Origin of the sequence: Amycolatopsis sp. NPDC048633 (assembly GCF_040650695.1) — a bacterium.
In the GTDB taxonomy this organism is placed as follows: domain Bacteria; phylum Actinomycetota; class Actinomycetes; order Mycobacteriales; family Pseudonocardiaceae; genus Amycolatopsis.
This window is the reverse complement of sequence record NZ_JBEZHS010000007.1, coordinates 110664-127795: the sequence shown is the minus strand read 5'-3', so window position 1 is coordinate 127795 and position 17132 is coordinate 110664. Positions and strand designations below refer to the sequence as shown.

Genomic DNA, 17132 nt, shown 5'->3' with positions numbered 1-17132 from the left:
GCTAGCCGGCGGCGGCTTGCAGACCGCGCGTCCCGATGCCGCGCAGCACTTCCACCCGGTCCGCGCCCGGGCGGCCGAGCACCCAGCTCGACCCGGGCACCGCCTTCGCGCGCTTCTTCAACGGCGCCAGCAGCCGCGAGGCCTCCTGGTACGACGGGATCGAGCCGCTCGCACAGACCAGCGTCGCCAGGGAAACCGTCACCGGCAGGCCGTCCGCCGTCCAGTGGCGGTCCAGCAGCGCGCCCGCCACCGTCGCGATCTCGTCGACGTCGCAGACCACCAGGAAGTCGTCGCCGCCGACGTGGCTCACCCGCATCCGGCGCAGGCCGCCGGCCAGCTCCGTGAGCGCGCCGCCCAGCTCGCGGATCAGGTCGTCGCCCGCGGCGAACCCGGCCGTGTCGTTGACCGCCTTGAACGCGTCGATGTCCAGCCACGCCGCCACGAACGGCTCGCCGATCGTGATCCGGCGGGCGACGTCGCGCGCCACCGTGTCGCTGCCCGGCAGCCGGGTCAGCGGGTTGAGCGCCGCCGCGGCCTCGACCTTCGCCTCGGCCACGCCGCGCACCACCTCGGTCACCAGCACCACGCCGAGGCAGCGGCCGACCTCGTCGACCACGACGACGTCGTCGCCGGTGCGGCCCCAGTCGGCGTCGGTGACCAGCTCGAGGAACTCCATCGCACCCGCGCGGGCCTCGATCGTGTGCGGGGTGTCCGCGAGCCGCGCCGCCGGGCGCTTGGCGTGCAGCGCGTGCCCGTACGGGCCGGTGACCGCGACGAGGAACCGCGTCCGGTCGATCGACCAGCGCGGCCGGTTCAGCTCGTCGACCCCGATGACGCCGCTCGGCGCGTCCGCCGCCGCCAGTACTTCCCGGACGTCGTTGCAGGTCGCGGTGTCCGGCAGGGTCGTGGCCGGGCGGAGGAAGTCGCCGACGCACTGCGCCGGACCCGGAGCGCGAGTGGCTTGGGGGCGCGTGAGCAGCGCCGGGGCCGGCCCGGCCGCGGTGGGCGGGGCCAGCAGGTTCCCCTGCGCGATCCGGATGCCGATGCCGCGGACGGCGTCGAGCTGGGCGTCGGTCTCCACGCCGGTCGCGACGAGCCGGGTGCCGGTGCGGTGGGTGTAAAGCAGCAGCGCCTCGACGATGGCGGCCGACGCCGGGTCGTCCGGCAGCCCGCGCAGCACCGTGCGGTCGAGCTTGACCAGGTCGACCGGCGCCTCGACGAGCAGGCCGAGCGGCAGGTCGCCGCGGCCGAGGCCGTCGAGCGCGAGCCGGAAACCGAGCTCGGTGAGCGTCCGCATCCCGGCGAGCGCGCGGTCGGCCGGCAGCGGAGCGAAGGGCGGGCCGATCTCGAGGACGACGTCGCGGGTGCGGCGTCCGGTGTCGCCGAGCTCGGCCAGGAGGTCGTCGTACATCGACGGCGGCGCGGCGAGCGTGCGGGCGGAGAGGTTGAGGTGCAGCGGGAGCGACGACTCGTCCTGCCGGACGGCGGCGATCGCGAGCCCGAGGTCGGCCTCGGCGAGGCGGCCCTCGCGGCGCGCCTGCGTGAGCAGGTCGGGGACGGTGCCGTGGCCCGGCCTGGCCAGCGCTTCGTGAGCCACGACGCCTCCGGTTTGGAGGCTGTACAGCGGCTGGAAAGCGAAGCGGACCGCGCGTGGCGACTTCACGCCCCGATCGTCGCGGGTCGGGCGGCGAAGCGGAACCGATGTCGACTGATGTTCATCGGCGTTACCCACATTGGAGTAACGCAGCGTGACGCCCGCCACTTGTTCATGGTTGACTTATATAAGTAGATACTTGTAGCTTGGCCGGGTGCACGCGTTCGACGTCCTGGGTGATCCGGTCCGCCGCCGGATCCTCGAAGTGCTGGCCGACGGCGAGCGGGCCGCCGGCTCGGTGACCGAGGTGATCCGGGCCGAGTTCGGCATCTCGCAGCCGGCGGTGTCGCAGCACCTGAAAGTGCTGCGCGAGAACGGCTTCGCGGTCGTCCGCCGGGACGGGACGCGGCGGCTGTACGCGGTCGGGCACGCGCCGTTGCGGGACGTCGACGCCTGGCTCGACCGGTTCCGCCGGTTCTGGACCCCGCCACTCGAGGCGTTGACCACCGAAATCGCCCGCGGCAAGCGCGAACGGCGCCTGGCCGCGGAAAAGACCGAAGGAGAACGTTCGTGATCGACGTCAGCCACCAGATCAGCGCCGTCCGCCGGACGCTCGGCGACCGGGTGATCGAAGGGAAGGAGGCCCGCGTGCTGACCATCAGCCAGGTCTACGACACCGACGCCGACGACCTCTGGGACGCCTGCACGAACGCCGAACGCATCCCGCGGTGGTTCCTGCCGGTCAGCGGCGAGCTGAAGCTCGGCGGGAAGTACCAGCTGGAGGGCAACGCCGGCGGCACGGTCGAGCGCTGCGAGCCGCCGAAGAGCTTCGCCGCCACCTGGGAGTTCGGCGGCAACGTCAGCTGGATCGAGGTCCGCCTGACGCCCGAGGGCGACGGCACCCGGTTCGAGCTGGAGCACGTCGCGCACATCGACGAGCGCTGGGACGAGTTCGGCCCGGGCGCGGTCGGCATCGGCTGGGACGGGACCCTGGTCGGCCTGGTCCTGCACTTGTCCGCACCGGGCACGGCCGTCGACCCCGAGGCGGCGATGGCCTGGATGATGTCGCCCGAGGGCATCCGGTTCATGACGGCCTCGAGCGAGGCCTGGTACGAGGCCGACGTCGCCGCGGGCGCGGACCCGGCCCAGGCGAAGGCGGCGGCGGACCGCACACTCAAGGCCTACACGACCCCGCCGGAGGCCTGACCGCCGTGTCGTCCGTTCAATCACGCGTGTCGACCCTCTGATCACGAGTGATGCCCCTTCGATCACGCCTCACGCGTGATTGGAGGGTCGACTCGCGTGATCAGGAGGTCGACACGGCTCAGCGGTCGGTTTTCTTGACGGCGGTCAGCGTGATCACGGCGTCGGCCGCGACCTCGGTGCCGGCGGCCGGGTCCTGGCCGGTCTGGACCCAGTTGTGGTCGATCACCAGCATCCGGCCCTGGCCGGTGCCGTCGACCTCGCGCAGGTTGTAGAGCCCGGCCTTCTGCATCGCGTTCTGGGCGTCCTGGTGGTCCATCCCGGAGACGTCCGGGACCTTGACCCGCTTGGCCGGCTCGGACTTCGAGGTCGACGTCGAGGTCAGCGTGGAGGTCGAGGTCGTCGTGCCAGGGCCGCCGGGCGGGGCGCCGCACGCGACCAGGGCGAAAGCGAGTGCTGCCAGCGTCGTGACCTTCGCTCGGGACATGATCTGAAGGTACCCACGGGCCTGCCCGCCGTTCGGGTGAAGCCGGATAAAGTCGGGCGCATGGATCAGGGCAGCGAGCAGACCGACCCGAGGGCGGCGCGGCGGGACCCGGTCGCCAACGCCGGCGGGTTCACCGACCTGGCGACCAGCCCGTTCCGGATCGACCGCGACCGCATCGCCGCGTCGCCGTTCTTCGCCCGCCTCGGCGGGGTCACGCAGGTGGTCAGCGCCGGCGGTGCCGGGCTGCTGCACAACCGGCTCACCCACAGCCTGAAGGTCGCACAGGTCGCCCGGGCCATCGCCGAGCGGATCACCACCGGGGACGACGCCGTCCTCGTCGACAAGCTGGGCGGCTGCGACCCCGACGTCGCCGAGGCCGCCGCGCTCGCCCACGACCTCGGGCACCCGCCGTTCGGGCACCTCGGCGAGCAGACGCTCGACCGCATCGCCCGGCACCGCTTCGGCCTGGCCGACGGCTTCGAGGGCAACGCGCAGACGTTCCGCATCATCACGACGACCGACGTGCGCGGGCCGTCGGCGATCGGGCTCGACCTGACCACGGCGGTGCGCGCGGCCGTGCTGAAGTACCCGTGGCTGCGGCTGCACCACCCGGCCCCGCACCCGTCCGCGATGGCCGTGCCGCCGCGCGGCGCGGGCGAGCCGGACGGGGCGCCCGGCACCGGCGCGGCCAAGTTTTCCGCCTACGCCACCGAACTCGACGACTTCGAGCAGGCGCGCGCGGCGTTCGCGGGGCGCGTCGAAGGCTGGCAGCAGACGGTCGAAGCGTCCGTGATGGACACCGCGGACGACATCGCCTACGCCATCCACGACCTGCAGGACTTCCACCGCATCGGCGTCCTGCAGCACGCGCCGGTGGCCGCGGAGCTGGGGGAGTGGCTCGAGCACGCGGACGAGCTGGCCGCGCTGGACGACGAGACGCTGCACGTCCAGCTGCGCCGCCCGGGCCGTTCGCTCGAGCGCGTCCGCCGCCGCATGCACGTCAAGGACGCGTGGATCGTCGACGACGACGCGTTCGCCGCGGCCGTGGCCCGGGTCCGCGCGGAGCTGGTCGACGGCCTGCTGGCCGCGGAGTTCGACGGTTCGATCGAGGCGGAGCAGGCGACGGCGGCGTTCTCGACGAACTGGACCGCGCGCCTGGTCGACGGCGTGTTCGTGCTGGCGTCCCCGTCGACCCGCGCAGGCCACGTCTCGCTGCGCCCCGCCCAGTGGCACGAGGTCCAGGTGCTGAAGTTCGTGCACCGCCGGTTCGTCCTGCTGCGCCCGGACCTGGCGCTGCACCAGCGCGGGCAGGCGGGGGTGGTGTCGAGCCTGGTCGACGCGCTCGACGCGTGGCTGCTCGACCGCGACGAGGTTTCCCGGCTGCCGCGGCGGCTGCACGACCTGGTGGAGCTGGCGCACGCGGAGTACACGGGGCTGGCGCGCACGGCGCCGGAGCTGCTCGTGGGGGCGACGGGGGAGCCGGTGTCCGGGCCGGACGCGGTGCGGGGGCTGGCCCGGGGCCGGGCGGTGGTGGACTTCGTGGCGTCGCTGACGGACAAGCAGGCGGTGACCCTGCTGGACGCGCTGTCCGGGCGGGCCGCTCAGCCGTGGTCGGACTCCTTCGTCCTCTGAGCGCCCGGCGGTAACGCCCACCCCGCACGTTGCACGGTCTCGACTGCCTCAAGTGGACATCCCACCCCTCGGAATGCCTTGCGGCGGGCGTCCTCACGCCGGTTGTCCTGCCAGTGTCCCGTGGGAAATTCACCGTTGCGCCGACCGGCCTACGACCTCCGGCCGGTTCGGGAAATTATCCGTCCTTTGTCACTCGAACGGCGGGTTTTTACGGAGAACTCACCGTACTTGACTGGGTCTCGTCGGTGATCACCGACGATCGGTCAGCGTGAGTCGGGGCACGCGCCTGGAGATATCGGAGGGCGCACGTGCGTCGTACCCGTTCCACCAGATCGAGATCCACCGTGCTCACAGCCGGGGCCGCGGCGCTGCTCGCCGCCCTCGGCCTCGTGTCGCCGCCCGCCGCGGGCGCCGCCACCGCGTCCACACCGGACGCCTTCACCGAAGTCGCCCAACAGCAGATCGCCGCCCTCCAGGCGGTCAAGGCGGGCCGCACCGCCGCCGAGTCCAAAGTGGACAGCAACCTGCTCGCCGCCCAGAAGGGCGTGACCAAGCAGCTGAACGCGCTGCAGTCTGGGGCCAAAGTTTCCTCGGCCGGGACAGTCCTGGTCGACATCCGCGCGAGCAAGGTCTCGCCGGACCTCATCGCCGGGCTGACCAAGGCCGGGGCGGGTATCCGCGCGATATCCGACCGGTACGGCAGCGTCCGCGCCGAGGTGCCGCTGAACCAGCTCGCCGCGATCGCCGCCCGCGGCGACGTCAAGCGCGTCGAGCAGGCCGACCAGGCCATGACGGCCCGCGAGCTGGCCACCCCGGCGACGACGCCGGCCAAGACCGAAACCAAGCAGCAGAAGGCCGACCGCATCGCCGGCGAGCTGCAGAAAGCGGTTGCGAGCAAGTCGCAGCGCAGCGCTGCCGCCGCCGCGACCCTGACCAGTGAGGGCGACCGCGCCCACAACGCCGACATCGCGCGCCAGCAGTTCGGCGTCACCGGCGTCGGCGTCAAGGCGTGCGCGCTGTCGGACGGCGTCGACTCGCTGGCCGCTTCGCAGGCCAAGGGCGAGCTCCCGCCGAACGTCGACGTCATCGCCGGGCAGGAGGGCGACGGCGACGAGGGCACCGCGATGCTCGAGATCATCCACGACCTCGCGCCCAACGCCGCGCTCGGCTTCGCGTCGGCGTTCAACTCCGACGCCAGCTTCGCGGACAACATCCGCAAGCTGCGCTTCGAGTCGCACTGCGACGTCATCGTCGACGACGTCATCTACTTCAAGGAATCCCCGTTCCAGGACTGGATCATCGCCCAGGCCGTGAACGACGTGACCGCGGACGGCGCGCTGTACTTCTCGTCGGCGGGCAACGAGGGCAACGTCGCCGACGGCACCGCCGGTCACTGGGAGGGCGACTTCGTCGACTCCGGCAAGTCGGTCGGCAAGTTCGCCGGTACCGCGCACAACTTCGCGGGCGCGGCGGGCAACCAGATCTACGAGCCCGTCTCGGACGCCTCTTCGGCCGGCGTCCCGGTGACGCTGCACTGGTCCGACCCGCTCGGGCACTCGGCGAACGACTACGACCTCTACCTGCTCAACTCCGCGGGTGCCGTGGTCAGCTTCAGCCAGGACGTCCAGGACGGTACCCAGGACCCGTTCGAGATCCTGCAGACGCCGGCCTTCGGCGGCACCGGGCTGCGCCTGGCCGTCGTGAAGTTCTCCGGTGAGGCCCGCTACCTGTCGCTGTCCGCGCTGCGCGGCCGGTTCAAGGACTCGGCGGACGGCCTCAAGGCCTACAACACCCCGGGTGTGACGGTCGGCCACTCGGCCGCGCGGGACGCCTTCAGCGTCGCGGCCACCCCGGCGGCGGCGGCGTTCGGGCGGCCCCTGGAGCCGGGTGACCCGGCCAACCCGACCGGCCCGTTCCCGGGTGCGTTCAGCGGCGCGTCGAAGGCCGAGCGGTTCACCTCCGACGGTCCGCGGCGCGTGTTCTACGAAGCCGACGGCACCCCGATCACCCCGGGCAACGTGTCTTCGACCGGTGGTGAGGTCCGGAACAAGCCGGAGATCACCGCGGCCGACGGCGTGAAGACCAGCGTGACCGGCTTCAACCCGTTCTTCGGCACCTCGGCCGCCGCACCGCACGCGGCCGCCATCGCCTCGCTGGTGCTGTCCGGCAACCCCGGCCTGCCGCCGTCCGAGGTCCGCGAGGCGCTGATCAACACCGCGATCGACATCGAAACCCCGGGGCGTGACAACTTCACCGGGTCCGGCGTCATCCTCGCGGACAAGGTGCTCGCCTACACCGGTGCCAGCCCGCAGCCCCTCGCCGTTGCGAAGCAGCCGACGGTCACCCCGGCCGACGGCGGCTCGGCGCTCGACCCGGGCGACACGGCCAAGGTGACGCTGCCGGTGACCAACGACGGTGACGGCACCGCGGTGTCGACCAGCGTCGTGCTCACCAGCCCGACCCCGGGTGTCACGGTGGCGCCGCGGTCCAAGTCCTACGGCACCATCAGCCCGGGACAGACCGGCGTCAACGACTTCACCATCACCGTGCCGGCGACGCAGCAGCTCGGCGCGCCGGTGGTGCTGAACGCCCGCGTCAGCTTCGCCGGTGCGCACTCGCCGACGACGTCGACGTTCTCGCTTCCGGTCGGCACCCCGTCGTCGGTCGCGCAGGACTTCGCCTACGCCGGCGCGCCGGTGGCGATCCCGGACAACAGCCCGGTCGGCGCGTCGGTGACCATCCCGGTCACCGGGGTCGGCCGCGCGTCCAAGGTGGCGTTCTCGGTGGACGGTGCCACCTGCAGCACGGACCCGACGTCGACGACCGTGGGGCTCAACCACTCCTACGTCGGTGACCTGGTCGGCACGCTGACCGCGCCCTCCGGGGCGAAGGCGACGGTGTTCCAGCGCAACGGCGGCTCCGGCAAGAACCTGTGCCAGGTCGTCTTCGCCGACACCGCCGCGACCGCGTTCAGCACGGTGACTTCGGCGAACGCGCCGTTCACCGGGACGTGGCGGCCGACGCAGTCGCTGACCGGCGGCCTGACCGCCGCGGCGGTCGACGGCACGTGGACGTTCGGCGTGGTCGACGCGGCGGGCGGCGACGCCGGCTCGATCCGTTCGGTGGCGCTGCACATCAACGGGTTCGTGCAGCCGCCGGCGGCCGGAGCGCCGTCGAACGTGCGAGGATACACGAACAACGGCCCGGTGCACCCGCTGTAACCGGCATCCGGTGAAGTGAACCACCCGTACGGGGCCGTCGCGGCGACGCGGCGGCCCCGTACGGTTTCCTCATGGCGAAGCCCCGGCAGGTCGCGGGCGGCGGCCGCGCGGTGGAGGTGCCGCCCGACCGGCTGGCCGGCTGGTTCGACCGCTTCTCCGCCCGCCACGAAGGGACCGACACGACCGAGGTCTCGGGGCGCGCGGTGCGCGTGGTGGCCGCCGACGGGGCCACCGCGACCGCGACCGTCCCTTTCGGACCGCTCGAAGTGCCGTCCGGGACGTTCGACGGCCTGGTCGTCGACGCGCTCCTGGCGCACGCGCTGGTGCCGCGGCGGATCGCGCTCGTGCTGGTGCGGCTCGGCGGGCACAGCCTCGGCGTCGCGCGTGGGGGCCGGGTCGAACTCTCGCGCACCGACCGGCACCTCGTGCAAGGCCGGTCCGCCGCGGGCGGCTGGTCGCAGCAGCGCTTCGCCCGGCGTCGCGCGGGTCAGGCGCGGCACGCGCTGCGGGACGCGGCGCAGGACGTCTTCGAGGTGCTGGTGCCGCGGCTGTCCGAAGTGGACGCCGTGGTCCTCGGCGGCGACCGGCGGGCGCTCGACGAGCTCCGGCTTGACCGCCGGCTGGCCCCGGTGTTCGCCCGGGCGGAGCCGCGCGTGCTGGAGGTCGGCGAACCGAGCCGCGCGGTGCTCGAAGAAGCGGCCGTGCGGGCGCTGTCGGTGCAGGTCACGCTGCGCGACGGGTGAGACCGCACACGTCGGAGGAAATCCGCTGGACCCCGGCCCGTACACTGGTCTCCGTGGATATCCAGCTGGAGTGACGCCGGCGCCGGTCACCACCGACCGGCCGCCCGACGCTGTCCTCCATTCACCCCCTTCCACGGGAGTTTCCCTTGATCACGGCCACCGGCCTTGAGCTGCGCGCGGGTTCGCGCATCCTGCTCGACGGCGCCAGCATCCGCATCCAGTCCGGCGACCGCATCGGCCTCGTCGGCCGCAACGGCGCGGGCAAGACCACGTCGCTGAGGGTCCTCGCCGGCGAAGGCGAGCCGCACGCGGGCGAGGTCCGCCGCACCGGCGAGCTCGGCTACCTGCCGCAGGACCCGCGCGAAGGTGATCTTTCGATCAGCGCGAAGGACCGCGTGCTCTCCGCGCGCGGCCTCGACAAGCTGATGCGCGACATGGAGAAGGCGCAGGCCTCGATGGCCGAGCTCGTCGACGACGCCGCGCGCGACAAGGCCATCAACCGCTACGCCCGGCTCGAAGAGCGCTTCTCGTCGCTCGGCGGGTACGCCGCGGAGAGCGAAGCCGCGCGGATCTGCTCGAACCTCGGCCTGGCCGACCGGATCCTGGCGCAGACGCTGCAGACGCTGTCCGGTGGGCAGCGCCGCCGCGTCGAGCTGGCGCGGATCCTGTTCGCCGCGGCCGAAGCGGGTGCCGGCGGCAAGTCCGAGACGATCCTGCTGCTCGACGAGCCGACCAACCACCTCGACGCCGACTCCATCAACTGGCTGCGCGGGTTCCTCAAGCAGCACGACGGCGGCCTGGTCGTGATCAGCCACGACGTCGAGCTGCTGGCCGACGTCGTCAACAAGGTGTGGTTCCTCGACGCGACCCGCGGCGAGCTGGACCTGTACAACATGGGCTGGCAGCGCTACCTCGACGCGCGCGCGACCGACGAGAAGCGCCGCCGCCGTGAGCGCGCCAACGCCGAGAAGAAGGCGTCGGCGCTGCAGCAGCAGGCCGCGAAGCTCGGCGCGAAGGCGACGAAGGCCGTGGCGGCCAAGAACATGGCGCGCCGCGCCGAGCAGATGCTGTCCGCGCTCGACGAGACCCGGGTGGCCGACAAGGTCGCCCGGATCAAGTTCCCCGAGCCCGCCCCGTGCGGCCGGACCCCGCTCACCGCCGAGGGCCTCTCGAAGTCGTACGGCTCACTGGAAATCTTCACCGGGGTCGATCTCGCGATCGACCGCGGTTCGAAGGTCGTCGTACTCGGGCTGAACGGTGCGGGAAAGACGACTTTGCTCCGGCTCCTCGGCGGAATGGAAACTCCGGACACCGGCGAGATCGTGCCGGGTCACGGAATGCGTTTGGGCTATTACGCACAGGAACACGAAACTCTTGATCATGATGCGTCGGTGTGGGAAAACATCCGACATCTCTCGCCGGACACCGGTGCTCAGGAGTTGCGGAACCTGCTCGGCTCGTTCCTCTTCACCGGCGAACAACTCGACCAGCCCGCCGGCACCCTTTCCGGCGGCGAGAAGACCCGGCTCGCCCTCGCGAGCCTGGTCTCCAGTGCTGCCAACGTCTTGCTCCTCGACGAGCCGACGAACAACCTGGACCCGGCCAGCCGCGCCCAGGTCCTGGACGCATTGCGCAGCTTCGCCGGCGCCGTCGTCCTGGTCACGCACGACCCCGGCGCGGTCGAGGCACTCGAGCCCGAGCGGGTCATCCTGCTGCCCGACGGCACCGAGGATCACTGGTCGGCCGACTATCTGGAACTTGTCCAGCTTGCGTGACTCTATGCGTCCATTCGGGTGCAAGATCGCTACGGCCGGGCACTGGAATGGCCCAATGTGATCGCAGTTTCGGCTGTTTTACGTCTGTCGTCTGGCATTCCGGCGCTCAGTGTTCGATCATTGCCCCGGCAGGGGTCGATATGTGGCCCAGAACACTCTCGGCGGGAAGGCGATCGACGTGGCTGATCTCAAGAAAGGCGCGCGGATCACCGGCAACACGCGCGACAAGCTGGCCGCTGACCTGAAGAAGAAATACGAGAAGGGCTCGAGCATCCGGGCGCTCGCGGAGTCGACGGGGCGTTCCTACGGGTTCGTCCACCGGGTGCTGTCGGAGTCCGGGGTCCAGCTGCGGGGGCGCGGCGGGGCGACGCGGGTCAAGAAGAAGTAGTCAGGAGCTGCTGCGCGGGGGGCGCGCAGTGGGAAGTTCGGCCACGCGGAACGTCAGGTGGGCCCCGAGCAGGACCAGCGGGTACACCAGGTAGCCGTACCGGGTGGCCGGGGTGAGCAGGATCAACGCGCCGAGTCCGACGGCGATGCGCAGGACTGCGCCGGAGCCGTTCGCGGGGGGCCGGCGCACCAGCCAGAGCACCATGGCCACGGCCGCGGCGCCGACGAGCACGAACGCGATCACCTGGCCCACCGGGCCGATCGCGGCGATCAGGTGGCCCGGCAACGGGCTCGCCGCGGGCGACCGCACGGCGCCCATCCCGAGGGGGAACCGGAAGACGTGCTCCACGAACGCCGCCGGGTCCACGAGGTACACGGGCAGGTGCAGCGCGGCCGTGGTGGCCACCAGCGCTGACGCGAACCGCCCGGCCGCGGGCCAGTCGAGCCCGGTTTCGTGGCTGACCGAGCTTCGGCGTACCAGCACGAACACGGCCAGGACCGCGGCCGCGGGCGCGACGATGAGCTTCGCGCTGACGACCAGCGCCAGCACCAGGCCCGACCAGGCGGCCCGCCCGGTCGCGGCGAGCGCGCAGGCGAGCACCAGCAACCCGACGATCGCCAGGTCCGGCCCGGCGACCGCCCAGGTGAGCGCGGTGAGCGGGCAGGCCAGCGCGAGCTGGGCCGCGCCGACCGGGACCTCGGGCCACCTCAACAGCTTCAGCGTGCCCAGCACGCACGCGCAGGCGGCCAGGGCGAACATCCAGCGGGCGTCGGTGAGCGCGTCGCCCAGCGGGGTGCCGCCGAACAACGCCCGGGGCAGGCCGAAGACCGCCATCACCGGGCCGTAGGGGGTGTAGTCGTTGACCTCCGGTGCCCGGCCGAGCGCGGTGACGTCGACGTACGGGGTTCCGTGGTGCAGCAGCAGATCCGCGGACCGCTCGATCACCCAGACCTCGGGCTGCGCGGCCCACGAGAACGGCGTGATCAGCCAGTCCACTCCGGTCAGCCGGCGGATCACCAGGAGCAGCAACGGAAGGATCATTGCCAACAGGGCGACCGCGGCGATCCCGCACCAGCGTGAGGCGAGTACGCCGCGTGGCGTACTGCCGGTTCGTGCGGACAGCAGCAGCCAGCCGCTGTGCAGCGCGCCGAGGGCGTACGCGACCGTCGCGAAGTTGCCCCAGACGCGGTAGCCGTAGAACTCGGACTTGAGCGCCGTCGGCAGCGCGAAGGCCAGGCAGACGAGGTAGAAACCCAGGTCCCAGCGCAGCGGGGCTCGTTCGAGGGTGGCCGCGGGTGCGGTGAAGAGCCGTGCCGCGCGCCGCCATGCGGGCGCCCGGCCCACCTCCGTTTCCACTTCGCCAGGCTACCGACGGGCCCGGCGCCCGGTTCAGCCGACGTCTCGCAGGCGGGGGAGCAGCTTCGCGGCCGCTTCCGATGCGGTGACAACGTCGTCGTGCCCGGTCGGCATCAGGACCAGCTCGGTGAAGCCCGCCTCGACGTAGCTCTGCGCGAGCCGCACGGCACTGTCCGCATCGGACGGCAGCCGGAACTGCACCGCACGGCGGATCGTCGCCGGGTCCCGGCCGGCCGCGGCGCAGTGGTCGTCCAGCACGCGGGAAAGCCGTTGCAGCTCGGTGATTTCCGTGCCCGGCAGGGCCGCGTTCAGCCAGACGTCGGCGTGTTCGGCGACGACGCGCAGGCCGAGCTTTTCGCCGCTACTGCCCAGCCACAGCGGCGGCTTCGGCTGCCGGGGCTTCGGATCGCTTCGCGCGGCGGTCAAGGTGTAGTGGTGGCCACGGTAATCGGTTTCTTCTTCGCGAGTCCACAGCAGACTGAGGATTTCGCAGGTTTCGGCGAGCCGTTCGACGCGTTCGACCGGTGACGGCGTCGGTGTACCCATCATCGCGTCGGTGAACGCGTCGCCGCCGGCGCCGAGGCCGACGTCGAGCCGGCCGCCGGAGAGGTGGTCGACGGTCGCGGCGATCTTCGCGAACGTACCCGGGTGGCGGTTGGTGGTGCCGGAGACCAGGCATCCGATGCGCACCCGCTTCGTCGCTTCGGCCATCGCGGCGAGGAGGGACCAGCCGTCGAAGACGTCGCCGGTGCGGTCCGGGCCCATCGGGGCGAGGTGGTCGAAGACCCAGCAGCCGTCGAAGCCGGCGTCGTCGGCGATGGCCCAGATCTCGCGGAGCGCGCCGATGCCGAGGTGCTGCTGGGGTGGCTTGAGGCCGACGGTGGTCATACCGCTCTCCTGATTATCAGTTGTCTAAATCATCAGTAAGACTGACGATCAGCGTAGGGGTAAGGTCCTCGCATGTCCAGCGACCTCGGGGTGCCCCCCGCCGTCACCCGCCGGCTCGGTTACCTGCTCAAGCACGCCCAGCTGCGGCTCGCCGAGCTGGCCGAGCCGCGGTACGCGCAGCTCGGGGTCAGCGGCCGGCAGCTCGCGCTGCTCACGCTGTTCGGGGACGGGCCGGCGCTGTCGCAGCAGGAGGGCGCGGCGCGCCTGGGCATCGACCGGACGACGATGGTCGCGCTGGTCGACGAGCTGGAAGCCGGCGGGCTGGTCCGGCGCGAGGTCGCGCCGGGCGACCGCCGCAAGCGCCTCGTGACGTTGACCGGCGAAGGCGAGCGGGTCCGCGCGGCGGGCGAGGAAGTGACGCGGCAGGCTGAGGCCTCGCTGCTGGCACCCCTGGCCGAGGGGGAGGCGGAACGGCTGCGTGCCGCGCTGCACCGCGTTGTTCGCGGGGAGTGAACGGCGGCGGGAAGCAAACGGGCAACGGTGACGTTGTCCAGGTCATATCCGGAAAAAACCTCAGCTATAGTAGAGGTTTTTGACACTGGGGGTTCCTCATGGACAACACCTGGGCGTTGCTGAGCTCGGCGATGCGCGCCAACGACGTACCGAAGGGGCTGACGCGCGGCACGCTCAAACGCGTCGCCCGGTTCGCCCGGCCACACTGGCGGCGGCTGCTGGCCTTCCTCGGGCTGACCGTGATCTCGGCGGTCCTGGCGGTGTCGACGCCGGTGCTGGCGGGCAAGGTGGTCGACGCGATCGTCGGCGGCGGTGACCTGCCGCTGGTCGTCTGGCTCGCGATCGTCATCGCCCTGCTCGCGGTCGCCGACGCCGGCTTCGGCCTGGTCGAGCGGTGGCAGTCGGCGCGCATCGGCGAAGGCATCATCTACGACCTGCGGCGCGCGGTCTTCGAGCACGTGCAGAAGATGCCGATCGCGTTCTTCACGCGCACCCGCACCGGGGCACTGGTCTCGCGGCTGAACAACGACGTCATCGGCGCGCAGCGGACGTTCACCGCGACGCTGTCCGGCCTGGTCACCAACACGATCCAGTTGGCGCTTTCGCTGGCCGTCATGCTGACGCTGTCGTGGCAGGTCACGCTGCTCGCGCTGGTGCTGCTGCCGATCTTCGTGCTGCCCGCGCGCCGGCTCGGCCGCCGGATGGCCGGGCTGCAGCGGGAGGCCGCGGACCTCAACGCCGGCATGACCACGCAGATGACCGAGCGCTTCTCCGCGCCGGGCGCGACTTTGGTGAAGCTCTTCGGCCGGCCGGCGCAGGAAGCAGGGGACTTCGGGGTGCGGGCGGGGCGCGTGCGCGACATCGGCATCCGGACCGCGATGCTGACCCGCTGGTTCATGACCAGCCTGACCCTGGTTTCGGCGCTGGCGCAGGCACTCGTCTACGGCCTCGGCGGCTATCTCGCGCTGACGGGCCAGCTGGCGCCGGGCACCGTCGTCGCGCTGGCCCTGCTGCTGACCCGGCTCTACGCGCCGCTGACCGCGCTGGCCAACGTCCGCGTCGACGTCATGACCGCGCTGGTGTCGTTCGAGCGGGTCTTCGAGGTCCTCGACCTGAAGCCGATGATCGAGGAGAAGCCGGCCGCGCGCACGCTGCCTCCTTCTTCCGGTGTCGCCGTCGAGTTCTCCGACGTCCGCTTCGGCTACCCCGCGGCGGATCGGTACTCGCTGGCGTCGCTGGAAGACGTCGCGACGCTCGATCACCGGGGCGGAGACGAAGTGCTGCACGGGATCTCGTTCCGCGCGGAGCCGGGGCAGATGGTCGCGCTGGTCGGGTCGTCCGGGGCGGGGAAGTCGACGATCGCGTCGCTGCTCCCGCGGCTCTACGACGTCGACTCCGGTTCGGTGCGGCTGTCCGATGTGGACGTCCGGGACCTGAGTTTCGCTTCACTGCGGGAAACCGTCGGGGTCGTCACGCAGGACGGGCACCTGTTCCACGACACGATCCGCGCGAACCTGGCCTACGCGCGTCCGGACGTCACGGACGACGAGATCTGGGCGGCGCTGGAGCGGGCGCGGCTCGGCGAGCTGGCCCACTCCCTGCCCGACGGCCTCGACACGACGGTGGGGGAGCGCGGCTACCGCCTCTCCGGCGGCGAACGCCAGCGGCTGACGATCGCGCGGCTGCTGCTGGCGCAGCCCAAGGTCGTCGTGCTGGACGAGGCGACCGCGCACCTGGACTCCGAGTCCGAAGCGGCGGTCGGCGAAGCCCTGACCCACGCGCTGGCCGGCCGCACGGCCCTGGTGATCGCGCACCGGCTGTCGACGGTCCGCGCGGCCGACCAGATCCTGGTCCTGGAGCACGGCGAGATCGTCGAGCGCGGCACGCACGACGAACTCCTGGCGGCAAACGGCCGCTACGCAACCCTCCACGCAACCCAGTTCGCCGAAGAAGAGCCCGCCGTGGCGTGATCAGCCACGGGACTCGCGTGATCGAGCCCGTATCTCGCGTGTTTGGGGCCGGAACTCGCGAGTTCCGGCCCCAAACACGCGAGTCACGGCTCTGATCACGTGGGTTACGTGTTCGGGAGGGACTTGTAGAGGGACTGGACCAGGGCCATCTTGCGGGGGTCGTCGCGGATCAGGGGGCCCAGCTGGTTGAGCGTGTAGCCGAACGAGATGCCGTTCTCGGGGTCGGCTCCGCCGGTGGAGCCGCCGAGGCCGTCGTGGCCGAAGGCCACCGGGTTGGGGCCGAAGCCGCGGGCGTCGCTGCCGAGGTAGAAGCCCAGGCCCCACTCGTTGGGCAGGCCGAGCACCGCGTCGATCTCCTTGCCCTGGCTCTCCCGCGCCCGGGCCAGCCCAGCGGGGGAGAGCAGCGTCCCGTCCACCAGGCCGTTGTAGATCGTCGCGATCGCGCGGGCCGTGCCGTGGCCGTTCAGCGCCGGCATGACGGCGTGGCGGAAGGCCGGCTCGTTCGCGTGGTGGCCCGCGAGCCGCGGGTTGGTCAACGCGGCCTGCGCGACGGGGCCGGCCGCGGCGAACGCCGTGGCCAGCGCGTTCGCCATCTCCTCGGTCATGACCGGGTCGACGAGGGTCGCGCAGCGGTCCAGGTCGGCGTCGGGTCCCAGCCCGATCGAGAAGTCCGCGTCCAGCGGCCCGGCGACCTGCTCGGCGAAGAACTCGCGGATGCCCTGCCCGGCGATCCGCCGCACGACCTCGCCGACGAGCCAGCCGTAAGCCAGCGCGTGGTACCCGCCCGCGGAACCCGGCGGGTACAACGGTTCCTGCGCCGCCAGCAGGGACGTCATCAGGTCCCAGTCGTACAGCTCCTCGACCGCCACCGGCCGGTCGAGGCCGATCCCGGGTACGCCGGAACGGTGCGAGAGCAGCCAGCGCACCGGGACCTCGCCCTTGCCCGCCGCGGCGAACTCCGGCCAGTACTTCGCGACCGGCGCGTCGACGTCCAGCTCGCCGGCGTCGGCGAGTTTGTGCGCGCAGATCGCGGTCATGCCCTTGGTCGTCGACCAGACGTTGGCGAGGGTGTCCGCCTGCCACGGACGCGCGCGGTCCGGCCCGGACCAGCCGCCCCACAGGTCGACGACGACCTCGCCGTGGCGGATGGCGGTGAACGCGGCTCCCAGTTCGCCCCGTTCGCGGAAGTTCTCCTCGAAGGCTTCGCGCACCGGCTCGAATCCCGGGGCGCACTCGCCGTGCACCGTCGCCGTGGCACCGTCCATGGGGATCTCCTCAGCTCGTCGTTGAGCACACCGACCAGTCGGTATGGCGACGCTAAAGGGGGCCGGGCACGCCCGTCAAGGCGTGCCCGGCCGGTGC

14 protein-coding genes are annotated in these 17132 nt (G+C 71.9%); 9 read left to right on the top strand and 5 right to left on the bottom strand.

The window, feature by feature from the left end; all coding sequences use genetic code 11:
• Nucleotide 1: 1 nt before the first annotated feature.
• Nucleotides 2-1663, bottom strand: a complete 1662-nt coding sequence (locus AB0C38_RS16195) for a GGDEF domain-containing protein (protein ID WP_360673023.1) — start codon at nucleotides 1661-1663, stop codon at nucleotides 2-4.
• Nucleotides 1664-1808: 145 nt separating this feature from the next.
• On the opposite strand from AB0C38_RS16195, the gene AB0C38_RS16190 reads away from it, so the two are divergent.
• The gene (locus tag AB0C38_RS16190) at nucleotides 1809-2168 is read left to right on the top strand and encodes a metalloregulator ArsR/SmtB family transcription factor (RefSeq protein ID WP_360673020.1); all 360 of its coding nucleotides are present in this window, start codon (nucleotides 1809-1811) and stop codon (nucleotides 2166-2168) included.
• Nucleotides 2165-2800 (top strand): SRPBCC family protein, encoded by a 636-nt coding sequence (locus AB0C38_RS16185; protein WP_360673017.1) that lies wholly within the window; start codon nucleotides 2165-2167, stop codon nucleotides 2798-2800. Before AB0C38_RS16190 ends, AB0C38_RS16185 begins: the two co-directional genes overlap by 4 nt.
• Nucleotides 2801-2918: 118 nt before the next feature.
• Here AB0C38_RS16185 and AB0C38_RS16180 read toward each other — a convergent pair whose 3' ends face one another.
• Nucleotides 2919-3284: a PASTA domain-containing protein gene (locus AB0C38_RS16180; protein ID WP_360673014.1), complete on the bottom strand. Its 366-nt coding sequence runs from the start codon at nucleotides 3282-3284 to the stop codon at nucleotides 2919-2921.
• A gap of 60 nt (nucleotides 3285-3344) precedes the next feature.
• On the opposite strand from AB0C38_RS16180, the gene dgt reads away from it, so the two are divergent.
• From dgt to AB0C38_RS16155, 5 genes are all read left to right on the top strand, one after another.
• Nucleotides 3345-4916 (top strand): dGTP triphosphohydrolase, encoded by a 1572-nt coding sequence (gene dgt, locus AB0C38_RS16175; RefSeq protein ID WP_360673011.1) that lies wholly within the window; start codon nucleotides 3345-3347, stop codon nucleotides 4914-4916.
• Between the two features lie 344 nt (nucleotides 4917-5260).
• On the top strand, nucleotides 5261-8137 hold the full coding sequence (locus AB0C38_RS16170) for a S8 family serine peptidase (RefSeq protein ID WP_360673008.1): 2877 nt from the start codon (nucleotides 5261-5263) through the stop codon (nucleotides 8135-8137).
• A 71-nt stretch (nucleotides 8138-8208) separates the two neighbouring features.
• Nucleotides 8209-8880, top strand: a complete 672-nt coding sequence (locus AB0C38_RS16165) for an acVLRF1 family peptidyl-tRNA hydrolase (RefSeq protein ID WP_360673005.1) — start codon at nucleotides 8209-8211, stop codon at nucleotides 8878-8880.
• A gap of 146 nt (nucleotides 8881-9026) precedes the next feature.
• The gene (locus AB0C38_RS16160; RefSeq protein ID WP_360673002.1) at nucleotides 9027-10655 is read left to right on the top strand and encodes an ABC-F family ATP-binding cassette domain-containing protein; all 1629 of its coding nucleotides are present in this window, start codon (nucleotides 9027-9029) and stop codon (nucleotides 10653-10655) included.
• A gap of 178 nt (nucleotides 10656-10833) precedes the next feature.
• Nucleotides 10834-11043 (top strand): helix-turn-helix domain-containing protein, encoded by a 210-nt coding sequence (locus AB0C38_RS16155; RefSeq protein ID WP_003071237.1) that lies wholly within the window; start codon nucleotides 10834-10836, stop codon nucleotides 11041-11043.
• Here AB0C38_RS16155 and AB0C38_RS16150 read toward each other — a convergent pair whose 3' ends face one another.
• Together AB0C38_RS16150 and AB0C38_RS16145 are read right to left on the bottom strand one after the other, a co-directional pair.
• A complete protein-coding gene (locus AB0C38_RS16150; RefSeq protein WP_360673407.1) occupies nucleotides 11044-12312 on the bottom strand; it encodes a glycosyltransferase 87 family protein in 1269 nt (422 codons plus the stop codon).
• A 120-nt stretch (nucleotides 12313-12432) separates the two neighbouring features.
• Nucleotides 12433-13287, bottom strand: coding sequence for an LLM class flavin-dependent oxidoreductase (locus AB0C38_RS16145; RefSeq protein ID WP_360673000.1), 855 nt, complete (start codon nucleotides 13285-13287; stop codon nucleotides 12433-12435).
• Between the two features lie 72 nt (nucleotides 13288-13359).
• Between AB0C38_RS16145 and AB0C38_RS16140 the strand changes: the two genes are divergently transcribed.
• Both AB0C38_RS16140 and AB0C38_RS16135 read left to right on the top strand, forming a co-directional pair.
• Nucleotides 13360-13800, top strand: coding sequence for a MarR family transcriptional regulator (locus AB0C38_RS16140; RefSeq protein WP_360672996.1), 441 nt, complete (start codon nucleotides 13360-13362; stop codon nucleotides 13798-13800).
• A 98-nt stretch (nucleotides 13801-13898) separates the two neighbouring features.
• The gene (locus tag AB0C38_RS16135) at nucleotides 13899-15770 is read left to right on the top strand and encodes an ABC transporter ATP-binding protein (protein ID WP_360672993.1); all 1872 of its coding nucleotides are present in this window, start codon (nucleotides 13899-13901) and stop codon (nucleotides 15768-15770) included.
• A 104-nt stretch (nucleotides 15771-15874) separates the two neighbouring features.
• On the opposite strand, the gene AB0C38_RS16130 is transcribed toward AB0C38_RS16135, so the two are convergent.
• Nucleotides 15875-17035 carry a serine hydrolase domain-containing protein gene (locus AB0C38_RS16130; protein ID WP_360672991.1) on the bottom strand — a complete coding sequence of 387 codons (1161 nt, stop codon included), beginning with the start codon at nucleotides 17033-17035 and terminating at the stop codon, nucleotides 15875-15877.
• Between the last annotated feature and the right edge of the window lie 97 nt (nucleotides 17036-17132).